Genomic DNA, 21435 nt, shown 5'->3' with positions numbered 1-21435 from the left:
TCCACGCCTATATCGCGCAGGTTCCTGTGTGATGTGAGAGGCCTTGCCTGTGGCGCGTTCGCTGACGACTTTCTCCGATGAGGCGCGCATTGCCTTCGACAACATCGCCGACCGTGCCGCCGGCCTCATCCACCCCTCGATCCGCTTTGGCGTCACGGGCCTCTCGCGCGCCGGCAAGACCGTCTTCATCACGGCGCTTGTCCACAATCTGCTGCATGGCGGCCGCCTGCCGCTCTTCAACGCCCACCACACCGGCCGCATCGCGCGCACCTATCTGGAGCCGCAGCCCGACGACGACGTGCCGCGCTTCCAGTATGAGGATCACGTCCGCGCGCTGATCGAGGACCGGCTCTGGCCGGATTCGACCCGCGCCATTTCCCAGCTTCGCCTGACGGTCGAATACGAGTCCGCAAGCGGCTGGAATCGCATGTTATCCGCCGGCAAGCTGTCGATCGACATCGTCGATTATCCCGGCGAATGGCTGCTCGATCTGCCTTTGCTGGCGCAGAATTTCCGCGAATTCAGCGCCAATGCCGTGGAGCTTGCCCGCTCCCGCGCCCGCGCCGATCTCGCCGAGCACTGGCTTGCCCGCGCCACTGCGGTCGACCCGAAGGCGGCCGCCGACGAAACCACTGCCCGCGAACTGGCGCAGCTTTTCGCCACCTATCTCAAGGCCTGCAAGTCGGACGCCCGCGCGCTCTCCACCCTGCCGCCCGGCCGTTTCATCATGCCTGGCGATCTTGAAGGGTCGCCCGCGCTCACCTTCTCGCCTCTGCCCGATCTGCCGCCCACAGGCAGTGCGCCGAAAGGTTCGGTCTGGGCCATGATGGAGCGCCGCTTCGAGAGCTACAAGCAGGTCGTGGTGAAGCCGTTCTTCCGCGAACATTTCGCCCGCCTCGACAAGCAGATCGTGCTCGTGGACGCGCTGCAGGCAATGAATGCCGGCCCCGACGCGGTGCGCGATCTCGAGCGCGCGCTTGGCGATATCCTGTCCTGCTTCCGGACCGGCCGCAATTCGATGCTGACGGCGCTCTTCACGCGCCGCATCGGCCGCGTGCTGATCGGCGCCACCAAGGCCGATCATCTCCACCATGAAAGCCACGACCGGCTGGAAGCCATCGTCCGCCGGCTCGTCGATCGCGCCGCCGAGCGGATCCACTATTCCGGTGCAGGCATAGACGTGATGGCGCTCGCCGCCGTGCGCGCGACCCGCGAAGCCAGCATCGACGAGGGCGGCGAAACGCTGCCCGTCATCGTCGGAACGCCGATCCAGGGCGAGAAGATTGCCGGGCAGACCTTCGACGGTGAAACGAAAACCGCAGTGTTTCCAGGAGACTTGCCGGCAAAACCGGATTCGATCTTTGAAGCGCTGGATCGAAAGAAGCATGGCGAGCCGGTGACCGACATCAACTTCGTCCGCTTCCGCCCGCCGCAGCTGGAACGAACCGCGGAGGGCATCACCCTGTCCCTGCCCCACATCCGGCTCGACCGCGCCCTTGAGTTCCTGTTCGGGGATGACCTCGCATGAGCGACAACGACCGCCGCATGCCACCGCGCCGCCCCGCGGTCTTCACCGTCGGCAACGAACCCGCTGCCGCGCCGCCCAGGGTCGAACCTAGGGCCGAGCCCCGCGTGAAGCCGGCTCCGGAACGTCCGCGCGCGCCGGTCGCGCGCCCTGCCGAAAAGATCGTGATCGACGAGATCGATCCGTTCATCACCCCCGAACCGATAGATCCGCAAAGCGTTGCCGAAGCCAACGCGCTCACGCCACCGCCGGCTGTTGCCGCCAGGCGCGGCTTTTCCTTCGGCAAGCTTGCCGCCGGCGCCTTCGGCGTCTTGATCTCGCTGGCCATCGGCATCTGGACCGATAGCCTCATCCGCGATCTCTTCGCCCGTTCCGACTGGCTCGGCTGGGCGGCGATGGCGACGGTCGTGGTCTTCGTCTTCGCCATGCTGGTGGTCGTCGGCCGGGAAGTTCTAGCGCTCATGCGCCTTTCCGCCGTCCAGCACCTGAAGCAGGCAGCCATCGATGCGCTTGCCGAACGGAAGCCCGCGAAGGCCCGCTCCGTCGTCACCCAGTTGGTGGCACTCACCGTCGACAAGCCCGAGACGGCGCGCGGCCGCGCTGCCATCGCCGACATGGAGGGCGAAATCGTCGACGGGCCTCAATTGCTGTCCTTCGCGGAAGCCGAGCTGCTCGCGCCGCTCGATGTCCAGGCCCGTCGCCTCATCCTCAACGCCTCCAAGCGCGTGTCCATCGTCACGGCCGTTTCGCCGCGCGCCATCGTCGATCTCGCCTATGTGCTTTACGAAAGTTCCCGCCTCGTGCGCGCAATGGCGACGCTCTATGGCGGCCGCCCCGGCGCGCTTGGCCTCATGCGGCTCTTCCGCGATGTGATCGCCCATCTCGCTGTCACCAGTTCCATCGCCGTCGGCGACAGCCTCGTGCAGCAGCTCGTCGGCCACGGCGTCGCTTCCAGACTGTCCACGCGTCTCGGCGAAGGCGTGATCAACGGCCTGATGACGGCCCGCATCGGTATCGCCGCCATGGACCTCTGTCGCCCGCTGCCGTTTCGGGCGGTCAAACGGCCCGGCATCGGGGATTTCGTGCAGGATCTCACCCGCGTCGCATCCCGTGAAGAATCACGCGTCGCAGCGGCTTCGGAAACCACCCGTTAACCATTCTCGGCGATCCTCAGCGCAAGCTTATCTTGCGTCACGAGTAAGGGTCGTCCCATGGGCATGAAGCACCGTATCGCAGCCGCTCTCCTCTCGGCTGCCGCATTTGCCGCTCCCGCCCAGGCGGCCGATCAGGCGTTCTTCAGCAACGTCTCGGGCGTGTGGACAGGGCCCGGCGAGATCGTCGCCGGCAAGTATCAGGGCACCAAGTTCAACTGCAGCCTCACCGGCACTCCCGTGGCCGATGCCGAAGCCGGCATCGCAATGGATGGCTCCTGCCGCGTCGGCGTGTTCAGTCAGAAAATGTCAGCCGTGATCCGCAAGGTCTCGGGCGACTATGAGGGCCGCTTCCTCGATGGCGCCGCAGGCGAAGGCCTCGACATCACCGCCGGCCGCGTCGATGGCGACCGTGTGCTCATGGCCATCGAACGCAAGCAACTCGAAGGCGCGATGGTCGCCCGCATGCTGGATGCAAACACCATGAACGTCACCGTGTCCGTCAATGTCGGCGACAGCATGGTGCCGGTGATCGGCATGACGCTCGCACGCAACCTCGACACCATGGCCGTCGGCTCCGTTCAGTAGGACGACAGCTACCACTCAGGCTCGCCGATCCGCTCGATTCCCGTCGCGTCGATCTTTGCCGCCCATTCCGCGATGCTCCTGCCGTCGACCAGAATGTCGGGAGCGATTTCGGCGAGCGGCAGCAGCACGAAGCCGCGATCCGTCATCCGCGGATGCGGAACGATGAGCGTTTCCGTCCCGATCGTCTCGTCGCCATAGGTCAGAACGTCGATGTCGATCGGCCGCGGCCCCCAGCGCGTCGCTCCTGCCCTGTCCCGTTTCAGCGCCTTTTCGGCATCGAGGCAGGCGGCGAGCAGATCGTCGGCCGAAAGCCGCGTCGTCATCAGAGCCGCACAGTTTAGAAAATCCGGTTGCTCCGTCAGCCCCCAGGGCGGCGTACGGTAGAGCGAGGAGACCGCGGTCACCTCCGTGTCGGCGCGCTGATCCAGCATGGCGAGCACCGCCCGAATCGCGCCCGCAACATCGCCGATATTGCCGCCGAGACCGAGTGCGGCCGTCACCGGCCCCTCAAGCACGCGCGACATGCTCGACCGTCACCTCGACATGATCCAGCACGCCGGGCACCGGCGCATTCGGTTTGCGGATGGTGATCCGCGCGACGGTGATCTCACCGAACCGCTCGCACAGCGCCCGCGCCACATCCATCGCCAGCGCCTCGATCAGGAAGCGCCGCTTGCCGGTCACGATCGCCTCGATCACCTGAAACGCGACGCCGTAATCCACGGTGTCCGCAATCGCGTCGTCGGTCAGTGCGCTCGGCGCATCTACGGTCAGATCGGCATCCACGAAGAAGCGCTGGCCGAGAAACTCCTCGGCATCGTGCACGCCGTGGCGCGCGAAGAAGGCGCAGTTCTTCAGGTGAATTCGGTAGGTCATCAAACGTCGCTTCCGGTTTCCTGGGCCAGCCTGTCGCACATCGCTTCGGCGACCGAAAGGGCATCGCGGCTTTTCGCGACATCGTGCACGCGGAAGATGCGTGCGCCGGCCACCCGCAGCAGCGCCGTGGTCGCCGCCGTCGCCACGTCGCGCTCGCCGGCTTCCCTGCCCGTCGCCGCCCCGAGGAAGCGCTTGCGCGATGTCCCGGCAAGAAACGGCCGCCCAAGCGGGTGCAACGTGTCAAACCGCGCCATCAGCGAAAAGTTCTCGTCGCTGTCCTTGGCAAAGCCGAAGCCCGGATCGAGGACGATCTGCCGCGCGTCCAATCCCGCCTCTTTGGCGATAGCAAGCGATCGGCCGAGAAAGACCATCTGGTCCTCGATCACGTCCGGCAGCTTCTCTCGTCCGCGCCCCGTATGCATGACGACGAGCCCCGCTTTCGTTTCGCGGGCAAGATCCGCCATGCCCGGCTCGCCCTGCAGCCCCGAAATGTCGTTGATGATGTGGGCACCCGCTGCAACCGCCAGCCGCGCCGTCTCCACCCGGTAGCTGTCGACCGAGATCAACACCTGTCTGGCCCCGGCAAGATGGTCCGCAACCGCCTTGATCACCGGCAACACGCGCGCCTGCTCGGTCGCAGCATCGACCGGGTCGGCACCGGGGCGGGTCGATTCTCCGCCGACATCGATAATCACGGCGCCTGCATCCGCCATCGCCTCAGCTTCGGCAAGCGCCGCTGTGACATCGGCGAACCGACCGCCGTCGGAGAACGAATCCGGTGTCACGTTGAGAACGCCCATCAGCAGGCCGCGCCGGCTGAGATCGATCTCGCGGCCATGACCGACGCGCCAGATCCAGCGATCGGGCCGTTCAAAGTGCTGGTCTTGCATCGATGCATCTCTCCGGCAAATTCAAGCGCTTGTGACCTGCTGCCTGTTGCATCGCCCGAACGCATGACGCAAGCTGTTTGCGTGCGCTTGTCGGACCGGGGCTCGTCCCTCGCCTCAGGCTGATGGAATGATCTGGATCACGACGCCGTTCGTTGGAAATGGCAGGATGATCCCGCGCAATCGAGGCTGGCAATTCTTGTATCATCGTTTCGCACGCGCCGCGGCAATCGCGGGTCTTGTTGTCGTTGCTGCCGTGTCGGCGCCGTTTTTCATGGGTTCCGCCGAAGCCGAGACGGTGATCACCAAGTCGTTTTCCTATTTTCCCGTCCGCGGCCGCACCGCCGCTGATCTCGACGAAGCGTTGTCCCAAAGCGGTCCGCTCCTCCAGGGAACCGGCATCCGTCATCCCGGCGCGACGGAAATGCGCTTCGGCGGCAGCGTGACCTATGCCGACCAGGGCACGCGCTGCACCGTCGATTCCGCCCGCATCACGCTCGACACCAAGATCATCCTGCCCCGCTGGACCCAGCGCCGCCGCGCCGAAGCCGACCTCGCCCTCATCTGGGATACGCTGTCCGGTGACATCAAGCGCCACGAAGAGCGCCATGCCGAAATCGCGCGTCAATACGCTCGCAAGCTGGAAAGCGACGTGAAGGGCCTGCGCGCGCAGCCGAACTGCCAGGCGATGGAGGCGGAAGTGGCCCGCATTACGGAAAGCGTGCTCGCCGAACACGATGCGGAGCAGGCGCGCTTCGACCGCATCGAGGCGATCAACTTCGAGCGCCGCATGGTGCGTCTGCTGCAATACCGGCTCGAGCAGATCAAGGCCGCGGAATAGCGCGGCCGGTAACGTCATCAACTTCCGATACAGAACCGGCTATTGGTCGTAATGCGCACTGCGTGCGCCTCACCGCATAGAGGCCACTCAGGCAGCCATCAAGAATTCACGTGAAGAAACTCTTGGAAAGCCTTGATCATCTGATTGTAATCTAGCTGATCAACTGACCGGTGTTGCAATTTTTCCCCAGAATTGGTGCAAATTCGCACCCACGAATTCTTGGAGTGGCGACTCAGTCGCGTATCGCTTACCATCTCATTACTGGTTTCGATAGCATGACATGTAGTTCCGGTTTGAAGTCTCTCTGTGGCCTCCCTGGCGCATTCGGTTTGACGGGCGTTCCTTCCACCCGGTTTACGATGCGCACAACTGTACCCCGCTGCGGCACGCACATGCACGGCAGCGGGGTCTTTTTTGCGCGTATCGTTCTCTAAAGGCTGAGCGGAAACGTGCTCGGCGTTACTTGACGCCGAGCTTCTTCTGCAGGCTCGTCGAGGACGTGGTGTACTGGAACACCACCTTTGCTTCAGGGTGAGCGATCTTCTTCGCCGCATGCGCCATCAGCGCCGCTTCGTGGAAGCCCGAGAGGATCAGCTTCAGCTTGCCCGGATACCAGTTGATGTCGCCGATGGCGAAGATGCCGGGCTCAGACGTCTCGAACTTCTCGGTATCCACCTTGATCAGGTTCTCATGCAGATTGAGACCCCAGTCGGCAATCGGCCCGAGCTTCATCGTCAGGCCGAAGAACGGCAGCAGACGGGTCGCATTCACCTCGACGTCGCCGTTCGGCCCCTTGATCGTCGCGGAGCGGATCTGACCATCTTCGCCGGTGAGCCCCGTGACCTGACCGATCTCGAAAGCAAGCTCGCCCCGTTCCTGCAACGCGAACATCTTGTTCACGCTGTCCGGTGCCGCGCGAAACTCTGGACGACGGTGCACCAGCGTCACGGATTTGGCGATCGGCTTCAGGTTCAGCGTCCAGTCGAGTGCGGAATCGCCGCCACCGACAATGAGGATGTCGTGGTCGCGGAATTCCTCCATCCGGCGCACGGAATAGAAGACGCTCTTGTCCTCGAAGGCCTCGATGCCCGGGATCGGCGGGCGCTTGGGCTGGAACGAACCACCGCCGGCCGCGATCACCACGATCTTCGCATGGAAAATCTCGTTCTCGTCGGTCTCCACTTCGAAGCGCCCGTCATCGAGCTTTTTCAGCGCCGTGACCATGCGGTTGAAATGGAACTCCGGATGGAACGGCGCGATCTGCTCCATCAGCCGTTCCGTCAGGCCTGCGCCCGAAATCTCCGGCCATGCCGGAATGTCGTAGATCGGCTTTTCCGGATAAAGCTCGGCGCACTGGCCGCCCGGACGATCCAGAATGTCGATCAAATGGCAGCGAAGATCATAAAGTCCGAGTTCGAACACGGCGAAGAGCCCGACCGGCCCTGCCCCGACGATGACGACATCCGTCTCGATCACATTCCGCATCGATCGTGCTTTCCTGCTGGCCGGGCCCGGCAGACATCAATGCCGCCGCTCCGCGCCGATTGTTGCTTGTTTTTGGGTCGCGCCCAAAATGGGCGCTGCCTTTCCGATGAAATGATGGCTGTCGTTTAGCCGCATCGCCGGCTGGGATCAAAGGTGATCCGTCCTAGTCTTCGGCTCGAAAGCGGAAAATCTGTGCGCCGGCTCGAACTTCAGCCCCGGTTACGCCTGGCGCTCGGGCACGTGAACCACGAGACCGTCAAGCTTGTCGGACACCCGGATCTGGCACGACAGGCGCGAGTTCGGCCGCACGTCAAAGGCAAAATCGAGCATGTCTTCTTCCATCGCTTCCGGCTCGCCCACTGCCGCCTTCCAGGCGTCGTCCACATAGACGTGGCAGGTCGCGCAGGCACACGCGCCGCCGCATTCCGCCTCGATGCCGGGGACCGAGTTGCGGATGGCATTTTCCATGACGGTAGAGCCGTTTTCGGCCTCCAGTTCATGGCGCGTACCGTCGAAGGCGACGAAAGTAATGGTGGTCATTCAAGGACTCTCCGCTGGCAGGTGCGCCTGTCTCTCTTGAGAATTACGGCACGAGGATCGGCGATCCGATCTCCACGCGCAAAACCCCGACGACTGGCAATATGCTCAAGCCGCCGAGTTAAAGAGTGAAACGGGAAAGTCAAGGAATGGCGGTCCGCCTGCGCATTTATGGCGCGCGGGAAGCTGGCCTTGCCAGAAGTCCTATCGCGAAAGACGCAGCAGGAAGTTCTCGACCGCAACGACGGCTTCGCAGAGCGCTTCCACGCGTTCCGCATCGTCCGGCATCTCTTCCAACCGTGCAGCCTGCTCGGCAACGTTGAAGGCGCCGATGCCGCGGGCCGAGCCCTTCAGCGTGTGGGCGATGCCGACGCGATCCTTGCCCTTGCTGGCATGGATGCTTCGCACGCAGTCACGTGCTTGGCGCAGAAACAGGCGCAGCACTTCCGCCTCCAGATCCTTCTGCCCCATGGTCTGCCGGGCCAGATGGTCGAAGTCGATGGGACGCTCGGCGGATGTCATGCGGCATTCCGTTTCGGGACGATTGAAGGCAATTGCATAGGCGGGCATGGGACAAGGGTCTCTGAAGATGTGTTTCGATGGTGAACATAAACCCGGGCAACACGCCGGCAATTTAACGCAAGCGGGGCAATACCGAGAAAACTTTGCGGCATGGTTAACGCCCGGTAAATAAGAAAAATTTGCGGCATTCTGCGGCCGAAATGTTAAAAAACCCCGTCTTACTTCATGACGCTCGTGTGGACGGAAATGCGACACGAATTGTTAAAGTATCGGCTTTGTGCCACTACGATACGGATGGACTGCCCATGCGCAGGCCGCTTTTTATGCCTTGGCGACGAGCATGTCGCCGGTTCCAGCGTGGGGGCTTGAACAAAGGGATGCGAAGCGGGTGAGTAGATGTGCATGACGCGCAATTCGCTGCAGGCGATGATCGCCGGTGGTTGTGAGTAACGAGGCGTGACGGACATGGCGAAGAAGACGGCAGCCAACGAATCGATCGATGACAAGGCGTTCCAGGCCCTCGAGGACGCGCTGACCATCGATTTCAACGATGATGACGAGCGCGCGCTCCTGGACGAAATGTCGTTCGAGGAACTGGAGACCCAGGTCTCGCAGGCCGCACGCGAGCTTGCCGAAGCGGATCGGGAAGCCGAGCGCACAGCTGCCCACCGCCCTGCCCGCACCACATCCAATCCTGTCGGCGACGCCAAGGCTTCCGCCGCGGCCGGAATCACGGCTGCCAACGCGCCCGCCACCATGCGCCGCGCCGCTGCGCCCCAGCCGCAGCCGCAGCGTCCTGTCGAAGATCGCACCAGCCAGCCCGCAAACGATGACGGCCGCCGTCCGACCGCCTTCATCCTGCGCAGCCTCGATAGCCAGAAGTCGCGCGCCTATTTCCGCACGGCTCTCATCATGTCGGCCCTGTGGCTCGTCGGCGCCATCGCCGTCGCACATCTCCTTTTCTCGCCCGAAATCTGGCAGATCCGCTCCGTTGCCGACCTCATGGCCATGCCGCCGGCGGTCATCCTGCTGATCGCGACCTTCCTGCCGATCATGATGTTCTTCGCCTTCGCGGCGATGATGGCACGCGCCCAGGAACTGCGGACCGCCGCCCGCTCCATGGCTGAAATCGCGCTGCGTCTTTCCGAGCCGGAGACGGTCGCTGCCGATCGCATCATTTCGGTGGGCCAAGCCGTACGCCGCGAAGTCTCCGCCATGAACGAAGGCATCGAGCGCACCATCGCGCGCGCCTCCGAGCTCGAAACCCTCGTGCATTCCGAAGTGAACGCGCTGGAGCGCAGCTATTCCGACAACGAAATGCGCATCCGCTCGCTGGTGCACGAACTCGGCACCGAGCGCGACGCCATCGTCAGTCATGCCGAGCGCGTTCGCGCCTCGATCTCCGGCGCCCACGAGCAGCTGAAGGACGAGCTGTCGACCGCCGGCGACGAAATTTCCGCGCGCATCGCCACTTCCGGCGAAGGCGTAGCGCGCCTGCTCGAAACCCGCGTCACGGCTCTGACGGCCGGCGCCGACGATGCTTCCCGCGCGCTGGACACGATGCTGACCGGCCGCACCGAAAAGATGCTGGAGACGCTTGCGCGCTCCACCGATACGCTCGGCAAGGAATTCGACAGCCGCATGGACTCGCTCGACCACCAGCTGGTCGTGCGTGGCGAAGCACTCCTGTCGCAGTTCGAAACCCGCGCCTCTTCGCTCGACACCAACACCGAGCGCCTGAACCAGGCGCTGAACGAGCGCGCCAAGCAACTCAACGACACGCTCATCGCCCGCACCCGCGAGATTTCCGAAAGCCTCCGCGTCGGCGAAGCTGCCGTCAATCGCGGCCTGGACGACGTCATCGCCGCCCTCAATGCCACGCTCGATGAGAAGGGCGCGAATTTCCGCCATTCGCTCAAGTCCAGCGTCGAGGATGCGATCGTCGATCTCGACCTGCGCTCCGGCTTCTTCGAGGACAAGCTGCAGGCAACCGTCGGCTTCCTCAACACTGCCTTCGACGACCGCGTCGCGGAGTTCACCAACGCCTTCGATCAGCGTTCGGGCACGCTCGATGCCAAGCTGTCCGAAGGCCTTGCGCGCATCAACCAGACGGTCAGCGGCAGCAGCGAAGCGATCGACGGCATCCTGTCCTCGTCGCTGGAGCGCATCGGCGCATCGCTCGGCGAACGCTCCGAGCAGCTGTCCGGCATGCTGTCGGGTGCCCATGAGCGCATGACCGGCGCGCTTGCCTCGCAAAGCGCCGGCATCGCCAGCGCCCTTGCCGAGCAGAACGACCGCCTCGCCACCAACCTGTCGGAAGGCAATGCGCGCCTCTCTGCCACGCTTTCCGAAGCCGCCTCGTCCATCGACGCCACCTTCGGCCAGCGCAGCGAAGCCCTCGCCGGCACCGTCGCCGCCCTCAATGATCGCCTGGCGGGCACGCTCGAAGTTCAGGGCGCAGCGCTGGAGCGCACGCTCAGCGAACGCGGCGAAGGCCTTGCCGCCCGCATCGAAGCCATCGATGCCCGCGTTGCCGAAACCCTCGACGGCCGCAGCGATGCGCTTGAGCGCACCTTGGCCGAACGCACCGACACGCTCGCCATCCGTCTCGGCGGCCTCAACGATCGCCTCGGCGAAACGCTGGAACAGAACGCCGCTCTCATGGAGCGGACACTCGGCGACCGTGGCGGCGAGCTTGCCTCGCGCATCGAGAGCGTCAACGATCGCCTCGGCGACACGCTGCGCCACGAAGGCGACGCCATCGAGCGCACGCTGTCCGAGCGCGCCGACACGCTTGCCTCGCGCATCGAAGGCGCCAATGAGCGCCTCGCGGGCACGTTCGAACTGCACGGCCCGGCGATCGAGCGCACTTTCAGCGAGCAGAGCGAGGCCCTTGCCGCATCGCTCGCAGCGCAGAGCGCAGCTATCCACTTCACCATGAGCGAGCGCCAGGAAGCCATGGAGCGCCTTCTGGACGAGCGCAGCGAAGCACTCGACCGCTCGCTCGCCGCGCGCGCCGATGCCATCACCGGCCGTGTCTCGGAAGGCTCCATGCGCATCGAACTCGCGCTCGAAGAAGGCGCAAGCCTCATCGACCGTGCTCTCACGCAGAGCAACGACCGCTTCGCCGATACGCTTGAAAAGCGCGCCGGTGGCCTGTCGACCATCGTCGATGGCGGTGCCGAACGCATCGAAGCGAGCCTCACCGGCACCGAAGAGCGGTTGTCCGCACGCCTTGCCGAAAGCGAAACCCGCATCGGCGGCGCGCTCGAAGGCCGAGTCGGCGCCATCGAAGACACCATCATCGCCGGTGCCGACCGGATCGATCTCGCCATGCGCTCCGCCGGCGACAATTTCGATCTCCGCCTCGACGAGACGGCCAGCCACATCGCCCAGACCCTGCATCGCGGCACGTCGGCCATCGACACGGCGCTGGCAGGTGGTGCAGAGCGCATCGAGGCGGCCTTCGGCGATCGTGCCGCAGAAATCGGCTCTGTGATCGAGACCGGCGCGAGCCGCGTCGAACTCAGCCTGCGCGACGCAACGACCGGATTCAACGAGCGCCTGGAGCGCACCGAGACGGGCATCCGCACCGTGCTGGACAGCCGCGCCGAGCGCATCGAAGCCGCATTCGGCGATCGCGCCGCAGAGATCGGCACCGTTGTCGAAACCGGCGCAAGCCGTGTCGAGGAGAGCCTGCGCGAGGCGACGACCGGCTTCAACGAGCGCCTCGAGCGCACCGAGACGGGCATCCGCACCGTGCTGGACAGCCGCGCCGAGCGCATCGAAACGGCCTTCGGCGACCGTGCTTCCGAAATCGGCGCCACCATCGAAAGCGGCGCGACCCGCGTCGAGGCGAGCCTGCGCGATGCGACGACGGGCTTCAATGACCGCCTGGAGCGCACCGAAAGCGACATCCGCACCGTGCTCGACACCCGCGCGGCACGCATCGAAACCGCCTTCGGCGACCGTGCGTCCGAAATCGGTGCCACCATCGAAAGCGGTGCTGCCCGCGTCGAGACGAGCCTCCTCGATGCCACCACTGGCTTCAACGAGCGCCTCGACCGCACCTCCGATGACATCCGCACCGCCCTTGCCGCGCGCGCCGATGCCATCGACACGGCGCTTGCCGGCGGTCTCGGCACCATCGACGCAGCGCTTGGAGCCCGCGCCGGCGAACTGGAGGCGACCATCACGTCGGGTGCGGATCGACTCCGTTCGGCGATCGAAGAGGCCAGCGCGCCAATCTCCAGCGGCTTCGCCGACAGCGCCCGCCACCTGGAAGAGACGCTCGCCCGCCATTCCGAAGCCTTCGAGATCAAGGCCGGTGGCGCAGCCGAGCGTCTTGCTGAAACCCTCGACAGCCGCGGCGCCCATATCGAGGAACGCTTCTCGACCATGGACACGGCGCTCGGCATGGGCCTCGACAACGTTGCCCGCACCATCGAAGCCAAGGCCGGCAGCCTGGCGAGCCGCCTGCGCGATGCCGTTGCCCAGGCGACCGGCGATCTCGATGCGGAAGCCAACCGCGCTGGCGAGACCCTGTCGGGCGTGTCCGGGGCCTTCGCCGAGCGTCTCGGCCGCGAAAGCGAGGAGTTCGCCCGCCAGCTCGACGAGCGCCTCAATGTCCGCACCAACGAAATCGCCGAACGCGTCGAGGAGATGACCACGCTCATCGACCGCTCGCGCGCGCTCTTCGGCGAAAAGGCCGATGCGATCTCCGACACGATGCGCACCACCGGCTCGCTGCTCACCCAGCAGTCGGAAGACCTGACGACACGCCTCACCGCCCAGGCCGAAGCGCTGACCGCAAAGCTCTCCGAGCAGAGCGATCTCATCGGCGGCAAGCTCGACGAGACCGAAAAGGCGCTCACCGTCCGCAACGAGACGATCCGCCAGACGCTCGACGAGCGCACCCGCGAGCTCAACTCGATGCTGGCAAGCCGCTCGGCCGAGCTGTCCCGCCTTATCGACGAGCAGGCCCGCCCGCTCTTCGATAGGCTTGCGAGCTCCACCAGCGGCGCGGCTGAAGAAATCGCCCGTTCCGGCGCCGAATTCGCAGCCCGCGTCGACGAAGCGACCCGCGAGGGCCGCGACCGCCTGCGCACCGAAAACGACGCGCTCATCCAGGCCCTGTCGGCACGCACCTCCGAGACGCTGGCCGCCGTGGCTTCGGCGGAAGACAGCCTGCGCGGCAACGTGCTCGCCCTTGTTGACCGTCTTTCCGAAAGCAATGCCGCCATCGCCGAAGTGGTCGAGCGTGCCGCCGACAATCTCGGCTCGGTGGATGTCCGCCTGACCCAGACGACCGAAAGCTTCGTTGGCTCGGCCGACAAGGCCGCCTCGCTCGTTGCCAGCTCCACGCGCCTTCTCGAGAACAATGTCGAGAAGCTCGATGGCATCTCGTCGCGCACGCTGTCGCAGGTTGGCCAGATCGCGCATCGCTTCGACGAGCATTCCCGCGTGCTCTCCTCTGCCTCCGATCTCCTGGGCGCCGCGCAGTCGAATCTCGCCAGCACGCTCGAAGAGCGCCGCGAAGCGCTGGAGCGCCTCTCGGTTGGCCTCGTGTCACGCTCCGAGCAGATCGAAGGCACGATGCGCTCGCTCGAAGACATCGTCGAAAAGGCCTTCGCCCGTGCCGACAGCCTGGCAACCGGCACGGCCTCCAAGCTGAAGTCCGGCCTCGGCGGCTCCATCGAGGAAGTCGCACGCCTGCTGAAGGAGACCGAGGGCCGCTCCGCCACGACCGCCGAACTCGTCCGCAAGGCGACGCGCGAAGCCGTCGAGGAGGCTGTCGCCCGCTTTGCCGGTGCCACCGACGAGATCCGCCGCGCCTCGTCCGAAATCCGCAAGGAGCTCGGCGCAACCCGCGAGGAACTGAAACGCGGCGCTTTCGACCTGCCGGAAGAAACCCGCAGCAACGCCGCCGCCATGCGCCGCGCCGTCGCCGAGCAGATCCAGGCCCTGAAGGACCTCTCGCACATCGTCGAACGGTCGGATCGCGCGCTCGACGTGTCGAGCCGCAACGACACGACCCAGACGCTTGCTCAGCCCCGCGCGCAGGCCGCCGCACCCCAGGCCGCAGCTCAGCCTGCGCCGCAGCCGGCAGCCCAGCGTCCGGCCGCACCGGTCGCCACGCCTGCGGCAAGCCCGGCGCCCGCGCCGTCGGCATTCCAGGCCGCGCCGCGTCCGCAGATGCCAGGTGCCGCAACGCCGCTGCGCCCGAGCCTTGCTGGTGATGCTGGCGCGACGAGCTCGACCAGCCGTCAGGGTGGATGGGTGAGCGATCTCCTGCGTGGCGCTTCGCTCGACGAGGCCGATGCACCCGCACCGCAGCAGCCCGCCCGCCCGCAGGCGGCGGCTCCGGCACCGCAGGCCCCGGCTCGGGATGGCCGCAACCCGCGCCATGTGGTGGAATCGCTGAACTCGCTCTCCGTCGACATCGCCCGCGCGATCGACCATGAGGCATCGGTGGAACTGTGGCGCCGCTACCAGCGCGGCGAACGCGACGTTTTCACCCGCAAGCTCTACACGCTGAAGGGCCAGCAGACCTTCGACAACATCCGCGACAAATATGCACGCGAGCCGGAATTCCGCACGGCCGTCGATCGCTACGTGACCGATTTCGAAAAGCTGCTCGCCGACGTATCGCGCAACGACCGCGACAACATGATGACCCAGACCTACCTGACCTCCGACACCGGCAAGGTCTACACCATGCTCGCCCACGCCGCCGGCCGCTTCAAATAAGCGCCGGAGGCCGAGGCCAGACCCGACAAAACCGCCGCGAGCCACACGGTTCGCGGCGGTTTTTTCTTGTCCGAAGTTCAGTCGGTTCGCTGCTGACAATATGCGGATGGATGGTGTCCCCAGCCGTCAGAAAGCCCTCTGAGCCATCAAGCTAGCCGCTCCAGCCCCGTCGACCGCTTCGCTCTGTTCACACGCAGCGAGAGATTTCCAGCGCTCAGGCATAGGCGCTCGATGCGGGCCTGTGCCTGCGGTCAAGCTCACGTCATATATCGACGACACCAGCAGGATCTCGAGCACCTGAGCTCCGCTTCCTCGCAACAAAAAACCCCGCCAGCATCGCCAGCGGGGTTTCTCAGACGTCGTATTGATTGCGTCCGGTCAGATGCTCTGCATGGTCCAGGCGATGATCTCGGGCACGATCGAGTTGAAGGCCACGTCGAGCGCGCGGACGTAGGTCTCGTTGCCCGTGCCGGCGACCGGGGCGCTGCCGGTGAAGACGCGCTGGGCGATGACGGTGCCGTCGCGGTCGTTGATGAGGCGCAGCGACAGCTCCACATTGGCGCGCGGCGAGCCGTAGGCCAACACCTCGAAGCTGCGGATATTGGTCAGAAGCTGGAAGTCGATCGCAAGGCCGTCGCCTGAGCGCCCCACGCCGCCGAGCTGGCCGGTGTTCTCGAACGCTTCGATGAGCTTCGATTCCACGATCCGCGGCAGGCGGTCGTTCCACTGCGAATTGGTGAGATACTGCACCTCAGAATCCGAAACGCGAACGACGATCTGTTCGCTGTCGAGCAGCTTCAGCGCGCTCGGCTCCTGAATGAGCAGCTGGCGTCGCTGCGCCGCCGGCACGGCTGGCGCGGCCGGTGGCGAAGTCAGGGCGAACGTGTCGTTCGGGGTGGAGAAACCGGGAAGGCCGGCGCAGCCCGAAAGCGCTGCCGCAACGGCGATGATCGACAGGAAACGCTTCAGCAAACGAGAAATCCTTTCATCAAAAGGCAGTCGGCGCCGCAGGCAGTGGCCGCCGGAAAAAGAGAGTGTCCGAGGGTGACGCAGGCGCGTTCCCCTCGCCGATCTTGCTGTCCGTTTCGCATCAGCGGCGCACCCGGCCGTCGAATTGCTGCACGTCGTCGCCACCGAACAGCAGACGCTGCGGGTTGCGCTCGATGGAGGAGATGCTCCGCTCGATCCGATTGATCGAACGGCGGGTCTCCACGATCAGGGATTCCACGTCACGCAGGCCGCTGTTGGAGAAGCGCTCCAAATTCTCCGCGATCGGCCCGACGCGGCCATTGATGTTGTCGGCGACGCTTCGGAACGAGGCGATCGCCGCTTCCGCTTCGGCAAGCAGGTTGGAGGCATCCCCCTCGCCCAGGAACCCGTCGACCTTGGCGAGCACGCCATCGACGCGCACGGAAGCGGCATTCAGCCGGTCCGCCATCTGGGTCACGTCGGAAATGAAGGCATCGATGTCGCCTTCGCGGGCCGCGAAGCTTCCCGTCACGCGCCGCGTGTCCTCGGCTGCCTGGCGCACGCTGTCGCTGGCGGATGCGATGTCGGTCAGTGCCTGGTTCACCTGCGTGGAATCGATCGCCGAGGCAACGGCGGTGAACGACTGTACGGCCTGCTGCACATCGGCCAGCAGGTTGCGCACATCACCCTCGCCAAGCGCCGTATCCACCTTGGCGACCACGCTGTCGACGCGGGTCGAGACCGCGTTCAGCCGGTCGGCCATTTCCGTCACGTCGCTGATGAAACGGTCGACATCCTCGCCGCGCGCATTGAAGCGCTCGGTGATCTGCGCCGTGTTCTCGATCGCCGCACGGGCGTCGGCGCTCGCAGACGAGATGTTGTCCACGAAGAGGCCAACCTGGGCCGCATCGACGTTGGCGATGATCTGGTCGACATTGCCGACGATCTGGTCGACGCGTTCGATCGAGGCGCCGGCAGTCGTAGCAAAGTTCTCGAAGGTCGCCGCCGTGTCGCGGAAACTCGCCACGACTTCCGTGACGTCGCCGGACGCCACCGACAGATTGGCGGTCACGGTGTCGACATTGGTAAGGATGGAATCGATCTTCTGGCCGTCGATCGAGGTCATCAGCTGCTCGGCGGCAGCCATCGTCGTGTCCAGCCGGCCGGAAAGCCCTTCGAACGTGGAGGACAGAGCGCCGACGCTCTGCAGGAACTGGTCGATATTATCGGCATTGTCGGTCAGCGCACGCGAGAAGGTCTCGGTGTTGCGCAGCGTGTTGGTCAGCGGTCCGCGCGCATCGACGACGAAGCCCTCGATTTCTTCCACCACGTCATTGGCGCGCGTCAGGATCTGGTCGGCCGTCGACAAAAGGTTGGTCACGCTCGAAGGATCGGCCGTCAACTGCGCCGGCACGCCGCTGTCCATTGCCTCGAGCAGAATGTTTTGCTGTCCCGGCGCCTGTCCCGCGCTCAGCTCGATATAGGCAGCGCCCGTCAGGCCCTGGATCTCCAGAATGGCCTGCGTCGCTTCCGTCACGGGCGCATCGGCGCGCACATCGGTCCGCGCCACGACGAAGCTTGCGTCGTTCTCGTCAATCGTCAGTCCGCGCACGGAGCCGACCGAGATGCCGTTGAAGCGCACCGGCGATCCCACGCTCAAGCCGTTGGCCGAGCCCGGAATGCGCACGTTCAGCGGCGCCATCTGGCTTTGGTTGCCGTAATTCGTCATCCAATAGACGAATCCGAAGGAGGCGACGAGCACGAGGACCGTGAACAGGCCGACAATGGCGTAGTTGGCTCTTGTTTCCATACTGCTTCTATCCGTTCATCGTTCCGGCATCGGCGCCGGCTCGGTTCGGCTGTCCGTCATTGCGGACGATCGAGCGCGCCCGCTTGCCGTGGAAATAGGACTGGATCCATTCGTCGTCGAAGGCCAGCATCTCTTCGATCGTGCCCTGCGCCTTGACCTTCTTGTCCCCCAGCACCGCAATGCGGTCGCAAACGGAAAACAGGCTGTCGAGGTCGTGGGTCACCATATAGACGGTGAGACCCAGCGTATCGCGCAGGCGCGCGATCAGTTCGTCGAATTCCGCCGCACCGATCGGGTCGAGGCCCGATGTGGGCTCGTCCAGAAAGACGAGATCCGGATCGAGTGCCAAGGCCCGCGCCAACGCCGCGCGCTTGATCATCCCGCCCGAAAGCTCCGACGGATACCGGTCCGCCGCCTGCGGCGCGAGGCCCACCATCTCGATCTTGAGCATGGTGAGTTCGTCCATCAGCGATTGCGGCAGATCGAGATATTCCCGCATCGGCACCTGGATGTTCTCGCGCACCGTCAGCGACGAAAACAGCGCCCCCTGCTGGAACAGCACGCCGAGCCGCATGTCGAGCGCCATGCGTTCGGCGTCCGACACGTTCTCGTAATCGTGCCCGAGGATCCAGACCTTGCCGCTCTGGCGCGGCAGAAGCTTCAGCACGGTGCGCATGAGCACCGACTTGCCCGTGCCCGAAGGCCCGATGAAGCCCAGGATTTCACCGCGATAGACGTCGAGATCGAGATCCTTCAGCACCGTGTTGCTGCCGAAGGAAACATTGACGCCACGCACGGACAACACCGTCTTGCGGCTCGCCCCGTTCGCATCCTTCGCCTGCATGTCTGTCGTATCGGACATCGAGGCTCCTCAGAAATCGATTGCGGCGTAGAAGATGGCGAAGAGGCCATCGACCAGGATGACGACGAAGATCGCCTTCACCACCGCAGCGGTGACGTGCCGGCCGAGCGATTCGGCGCTTCCGCCGACCTTCATGCCTTCCACCGAAGCGACGATGCCGATGATCAGCGCCATGAACGGCGCCTTGATCATCCCGGCGATCAGCGTCGATACGTCGGCCGCTTCCTGCAGACGCGCAAGGAACGTATCAGGCGTGATCCCCGAATAGCTCCAGGCGACGACGCCGGCACCAAAAAGGGCGGAGAAATTGGCAATGACCGTTAGAAGCGGCAACGCGATCGTCAGCGCCACGAGCCTTGGGAAGATCAGCACGCCGATGGGGTTCAGGCCCATCACTTTCAGTGCGTCGACCTCTTCGCGCATTTTCATCGAGCCGATTTCGGCCGTGATGGCGCTGCCCGAGCGGCCGGCGATCATGATCGCGGTCAAAAGCACGCCGATCTCGCGCAGCTGCAGAATGCCGACGAGGTCGACCACAAACAGCTCCGCACCGAAATAGCGCAGCTGGAACGCGCCCTGCTGCGCGATGATAGCGCCGATCAGGAACGACATCAGCGCGATGATCGGAACGGCGCGCACGCCCATATGGTCGATCTGCGATACGATCGCGGCCGGTGAAACGCGCGCGTTTTTCTCAAGCTTTTCCTGCGCGCCGCGCACGGCCGAGCCGAGAATGAACAGGGACGCGACGATGTCGTCATAGACCGCGTAGACGACCTTGCCGGTCGGCTCGAAGAAGCGCTCGAAAAGCGGCTTTTCCTTCTTCGGCGTCCGGCCGTCATGCAGCTCTTCCGGCACGGCCACCAAAAGCGCCTTTTCGGTCTCATCGGCGCCTTCCACCGAAAAACCGATGCGCTTGGCTCGCATCTGCGCCTGCAGGCGCCGCACCAGCCAGGCGCCGGCGGTGTCCATCTGGCTCACGGCGCTCATGTCGACGATGACAGCGCGCGCATTTGTGTTGGCCTGGAAGTCGGTTAAGGCGGCGTTAACCTCCTTCACCCCATGGTGGCGCCAGTCGTCGGACATCGCCAGCCGCACGGTACCGTCTGCCTCGTCGCGAATGTCGAGGCGCGCCTTGCCCATGATGCTGGTATCCGCGCCGCGCGCAGAACTGCGCGAGGCTGCGTCATCAGCATGTCCGGGATTGACGATAGCATCCACCATTCGCGAAGCCTTATCCGCTCAATTCTTCACTGTCACGCGCACATGACACCGGGTCACAGGCGTTTGAACAGCCTTCATGTCTTTTTTGAAACCGGCGTTGCCCGCCTGCATCTGCAAGAGCTTATGGACGCTGCATTGACCGGCCCGCGAGGTGGCACGCAATGCCGATTAGAGCCAATAACGCCATTGCAACAAATGCGGTTCCACCGAATCGGTCAAACAGATAACCGGACAGCACCATAGCCGTCGCCATGGTCGCACCGCTCGCCATGAAGAACAGGCCCTGCGCGCCCGCTTCCTTCTCTTCGCCCACATGCATCACGATCAACCGCTGCATGCCGAGAAACACGACGGAGAAGCTGCCGGCGTGCAGAAGCTGCATCGCGAAATACCAGCCGGCACCAAGATCGATCGGGAAAAGCGCCCAGCGCAGCGCGGCAATCAGCCCGCCGACCACGATGATCCGCGTCACGTCGATATGGCCGATCAGCCGACGCGACACCTGGAACAGCGCAACTTCCGCGACAACACCCGTCGCCCAGAGCGCGCCGATGACCGTTCCCGAATAGCCGAGCTGGCCCCAGTAGATGGCCGAGAACCCGTAGAGCATCGCGTGGCTGGCATGGATCGTGGCCCCGCCGATCAGCATCACCACGAACGGCCGATTGGCGAGCAGCCCGGCCTGAGTGCCGCTTGCGAGTGCTGAAGGCCGACGCGGCCGCCCGACCCGCGGCACCATCAGCGCCGCCCCGAAGGTCGTGATCTGGCCAAGGATCAGAAGCGGCAGGACCGCGCCCGCCCCTTGCCGCGCAATCACATAGCCGCCGATGACATTGGCGACGACGAAGGCGACAGAGCCCCAAAGCCGCACGCGCGCATAATCCGTCCGGTACCGCCGCACCCCGGTGATGGTGATCGAATCGATGATCACCACATGCGGCGCAACCACGATCGCCTGCGCCAGCACGACGATGAGCAGCATCCAGAAGCCATCCACGACGAAAAGCAGCGCCGTCACAAGGATCGACAGGAAGGCGGTCAGGATCAGCACATGCGCCCGGTCGGCCGCGCGGTCGGCATAGGCGGCAATCAGCGGCGTCGTCAAAATGCGAACGAACATCGGCAAGGACAGCAAAAGCCCGATCTGCCAGTCTTCGAGCGACAGCGATTTCAGCCAGACAGGGAAATACGGGAGCATGATCCCGAAGGCGAGAAAGGTGCCGAAGAACCCCACCCCGGCGCGAAGCGCAAAAGCAGGCGGCGCCGTCTCGATCGCCCCGGAACTGGCCTTATCACCCTGCATCGCCCGCCTTTCGCCAGCGACTGCCGGCGCAACGCCAGCCACCGCATGAGATGGCGCGACCGTTACACGAGTCCCGCGGGCTGAGCCAAGCGCCAAACATCGCCG

At 64.7% G+C, this 21435-nt stretch carries 16 protein-coding genes; 5 read left to right on the top strand and 11 right to left on the bottom strand.

Translation table 11 applies throughout. From position 1 onward, the window contains the following. Positions 1 to 49 precede the first annotated feature (49 nt). From PU133_RS10345 to PU133_RS10335, 3 genes are read left to right on the top strand one after another with little or no spacing between them, the layout of a single operon-like run. On the top strand, positions 50 to 1528 hold the full coding sequence (locus tag PU133_RS10345) for a YcjX family protein (RefSeq protein WP_404861661.1): 1479 nt from the start codon (positions 50 to 52) through the stop codon (positions 1526 to 1528). Next, positions 1525 to 2679, top strand: coding sequence for a YcjF family protein (locus PU133_RS10340; RefSeq protein ID WP_404861660.1), 1155 nt, complete (start codon positions 1525 to 1527; stop codon positions 2677 to 2679). The genes PU133_RS10345 and PU133_RS10340 overlap by 4 nt, the downstream gene beginning before the upstream one ends. Before the next feature lie 57 nt (positions 2680 to 2736). Further along, the gene (locus PU133_RS10335; RefSeq protein WP_126010052.1) at positions 2737 to 3264 is read left to right on the top strand and encodes a hypothetical protein; all 528 of its coding nucleotides are present in this window, start codon (positions 2737 to 2739) and stop codon (positions 3262 to 3264) included. Between the two features lie 8 nt (positions 3265 to 3272). On the opposite strand, the gene folK is transcribed toward PU133_RS10335, so the two are convergent. The 3 genes from folK to folP are packed head-to-tail and all read right to left on the bottom strand — an operon-like array spanning position 3273 to position 5030. Continuing rightward, positions 3273 to 3788, bottom strand: coding sequence for a 2-amino-4-hydroxy-6-hydroxymethyldihydropteridine diphosphokinase (gene folK, locus PU133_RS10330; protein ID WP_404861659.1), 516 nt, complete (start codon positions 3786 to 3788; stop codon positions 3273 to 3275). Beyond that, positions 3772 to 4140 carry a dihydroneopterin aldolase gene (gene folB, locus PU133_RS10325; protein ID WP_404861658.1) on the bottom strand — a complete coding sequence of 123 codons (369 nt, stop codon included), beginning with the start codon at positions 4138 to 4140 and terminating at the stop codon, positions 3772 to 3774. The genes folK and folB overlap by 17 nt, the downstream gene beginning before the upstream one ends. Beyond that, positions 4140 to 5030: a dihydropteroate synthase gene (gene folP / locus PU133_RS10320; RefSeq protein WP_404861657.1), complete on the bottom strand. Its 891-nt coding sequence runs from the start codon at positions 5028 to 5030 to the stop codon at positions 4140 to 4142. Before folP ends, folB begins: the two co-directional genes overlap by 1 nt. Before the next feature lie 166 nt (positions 5031 to 5196). Between folP and PU133_RS10315 the strand changes: the two genes are divergently transcribed. Next, complete coding sequence (locus PU133_RS10315; RefSeq protein WP_404864502.1) at positions 5197 to 5868, top strand: DUF922 domain-containing Zn-dependent protease; 672 nt, start codon at positions 5197 to 5199, stop codon at positions 5866 to 5868. Between the two features lie 459 nt (positions 5869 to 6327). Here PU133_RS10315 and PU133_RS10310 read toward each other — a convergent pair whose 3' ends face one another. The 3 genes from PU133_RS10310 to PU133_RS10300 all read right to left on the bottom strand — a co-directional run bounded on the left by PU133_RS10310 (position 6328) and on the right by PU133_RS10300 (position 8460). Further along, a complete protein-coding gene (locus PU133_RS10310; RefSeq protein ID WP_126010047.1) occupies positions 6328 to 7353 on the bottom strand; it encodes an NAD(P)/FAD-dependent oxidoreductase in 1026 nt (341 codons plus the stop codon). 219 nt (positions 7354 to 7572) lie between these two features. Next, positions 7573 to 7893 (bottom strand): 2Fe-2S iron-sulfur cluster-binding protein, encoded by a 321-nt coding sequence (locus tag PU133_RS10305; protein ID WP_404861656.1) that lies wholly within the window; start codon positions 7891 to 7893, stop codon positions 7573 to 7575. Positions 7894 to 8094: 201 nt separating this feature from the next. Further along, entirely contained in the window at positions 8095 to 8460 is a 366-nt protein-coding gene (locus PU133_RS10300; RefSeq protein WP_404861655.1) for an Hpt domain-containing protein, read from the bottom strand. A gap of 417 nt (positions 8461 to 8877) precedes the next feature. On the opposite strand from PU133_RS10300, the gene PU133_RS10295 reads away from it, so the two are divergent. Next, on the top strand, positions 8878 to 15162 hold the full coding sequence (locus tag PU133_RS10295) for a hypothetical protein (RefSeq protein ID WP_404861654.1): 6285 nt from the start codon (positions 8878 to 8880) through the stop codon (positions 15160 to 15162). A 378-nt stretch (positions 15163 to 15540) separates the two neighbouring features. Here PU133_RS10295 and PU133_RS10290 read toward each other — a convergent pair whose 3' ends face one another. From PU133_RS10290 to PU133_RS10270, 5 genes are all read right to left on the bottom strand, one after another. Continuing rightward, complete coding sequence (locus tag PU133_RS10290; RefSeq protein WP_404861653.1) at positions 15541 to 16134, bottom strand: ABC-type transport auxiliary lipoprotein family protein; 594 nt, start codon at positions 16132 to 16134, stop codon at positions 15541 to 15543. A 118-nt stretch (positions 16135 to 16252) separates the two neighbouring features. After that, the gene (locus PU133_RS10285; RefSeq protein ID WP_404861652.1) at positions 16253 to 17941 is read right to left on the bottom strand and encodes an MlaD family protein; all 1689 of its coding nucleotides are present in this window, start codon (positions 17939 to 17941) and stop codon (positions 16253 to 16255) included. A gap of 7 nt (positions 17942 to 17948) precedes the next feature. Then, complete coding sequence (locus PU133_RS10280) at positions 17949 to 18803, bottom strand: ABC transporter ATP-binding protein (RefSeq protein ID WP_404861651.1); 855 nt, start codon at positions 18801 to 18803, stop codon at positions 17949 to 17951. A gap of 9 nt (positions 18804 to 18812) precedes the next feature. Beyond that, positions 18813 to 19946 carry an ABC transporter permease gene (locus PU133_RS10275; protein WP_404864501.1) on the bottom strand — a complete coding sequence of 378 codons (1134 nt, stop codon included), beginning with the start codon at positions 19944 to 19946 and terminating at the stop codon, positions 18813 to 18815. Between the two features lie 202 nt (positions 19947 to 20148). After that, positions 20149 to 21330: an MFS transporter gene (locus tag PU133_RS10270; RefSeq protein WP_404861650.1), complete on the bottom strand. Its 1182-nt coding sequence runs from the start codon at positions 21328 to 21330 to the stop codon at positions 20149 to 20151. Positions 21331 to 21435 lie beyond the last annotated feature (105 nt).

This window comes from Georhizobium sp. MAB10 (genome assembly GCF_045012825.1).
Classification (GTDB): domain Bacteria; phylum Pseudomonadota; class Alphaproteobacteria; order Rhizobiales; family Rhizobiaceae; genus Georhizobium; species Georhizobium profundi.
This window is presented reverse-complemented; position numbering and strand designations above follow the sequence as displayed.

What these genes read in the sequence shown, in the direction of transcription:
- PU133_RS10340 (WP_404861660.1), top strand. Translation starts at nt 1,525, where the DNA reads ATGAGCGACAACGACCGCCGCATGCCACCGCGCCGCCCCGCGGTCTTC.
- PU133_RS10335 (WP_126010052.1), top strand. Translation starts at nt 2,737, where the DNA reads ATGGGCATGAAGCACCGTATCGCAGCCGCTCTCCTCTCGGCTGCCGCA.
- folK (WP_404861659.1), bottom strand. Translation starts at nt 3,788, where the DNA reads ATGTCGCGCGTGCTTGAGGGGCCGGTGACGGCCGCACTCGGTCTCGGC.
- folB (WP_404861658.1), bottom strand. Translation starts at nt 4,140, where the DNA reads ATGACCTACCGAATTCACCTGAAGAACTGCGCCTTCTTCGCGCGCCAC.
- folP (WP_404861657.1), bottom strand. Translation starts at nt 5,030, where the DNA reads ATGCAAGACCAGCACTTTGAACGGCCCGATCGCTGGATCTGGCGCGTC.
- PU133_RS10315 (WP_404864502.1), top strand. Translation starts at nt 5,197, where the DNA reads ATGATCCCGCGCAATCGAGGCTGGCAATTCTTGTATCATCGTTTCGCA.
- PU133_RS10310 (WP_126010047.1), bottom strand. Translation starts at nt 7,353, where the DNA reads ATGCGGAATGTGATCGAGACGGATGTCGTCATCGTCGGGGCAGGGCCG.
- PU133_RS10305 (WP_404861656.1), bottom strand. Translation starts at nt 7,893, where the DNA reads ATGACCACCATTACTTTCGTCGCCTTCGACGGTACGCGCCATGAACTG.
- PU133_RS10300 (WP_404861655.1), bottom strand. Translation starts at nt 8,460, where the DNA reads ATGCCCGCCTATGCAATTGCCTTCAATCGTCCCGAAACGGAATGCCGC.
- PU133_RS10295 (WP_404861654.1), top strand. Translation starts at nt 8,878, where the DNA reads ATGGCGAAGAAGACGGCAGCCAACGAATCGATCGATGACAAGGCGTTC.
- PU133_RS10285 (WP_404861652.1), bottom strand. Translation starts at nt 17,941, where the DNA reads ATGGAAACAAGAGCCAACTACGCCATTGTCGGCCTGTTCACGGTCCTC.
- PU133_RS10280 (WP_404861651.1), bottom strand. Translation starts at nt 18,803, where the DNA reads ATGTCCGATACGACAGACATGCAGGCGAAGGATGCGAACGGGGCGAGC.
- PU133_RS10275 (WP_404864501.1), bottom strand. Translation starts at nt 19,946, where the DNA reads ATGGGCAAGGCGCGCCTCGACATTCGCGACGAGGCAGACGGTACCGTG.
- PU133_RS10270 (WP_404861650.1), bottom strand. Translation starts at nt 21,330, where the DNA reads ATGCAGGGTGATAAGGCCAGTTCCGGGGCGATCGAGACGGCGCCGCCT.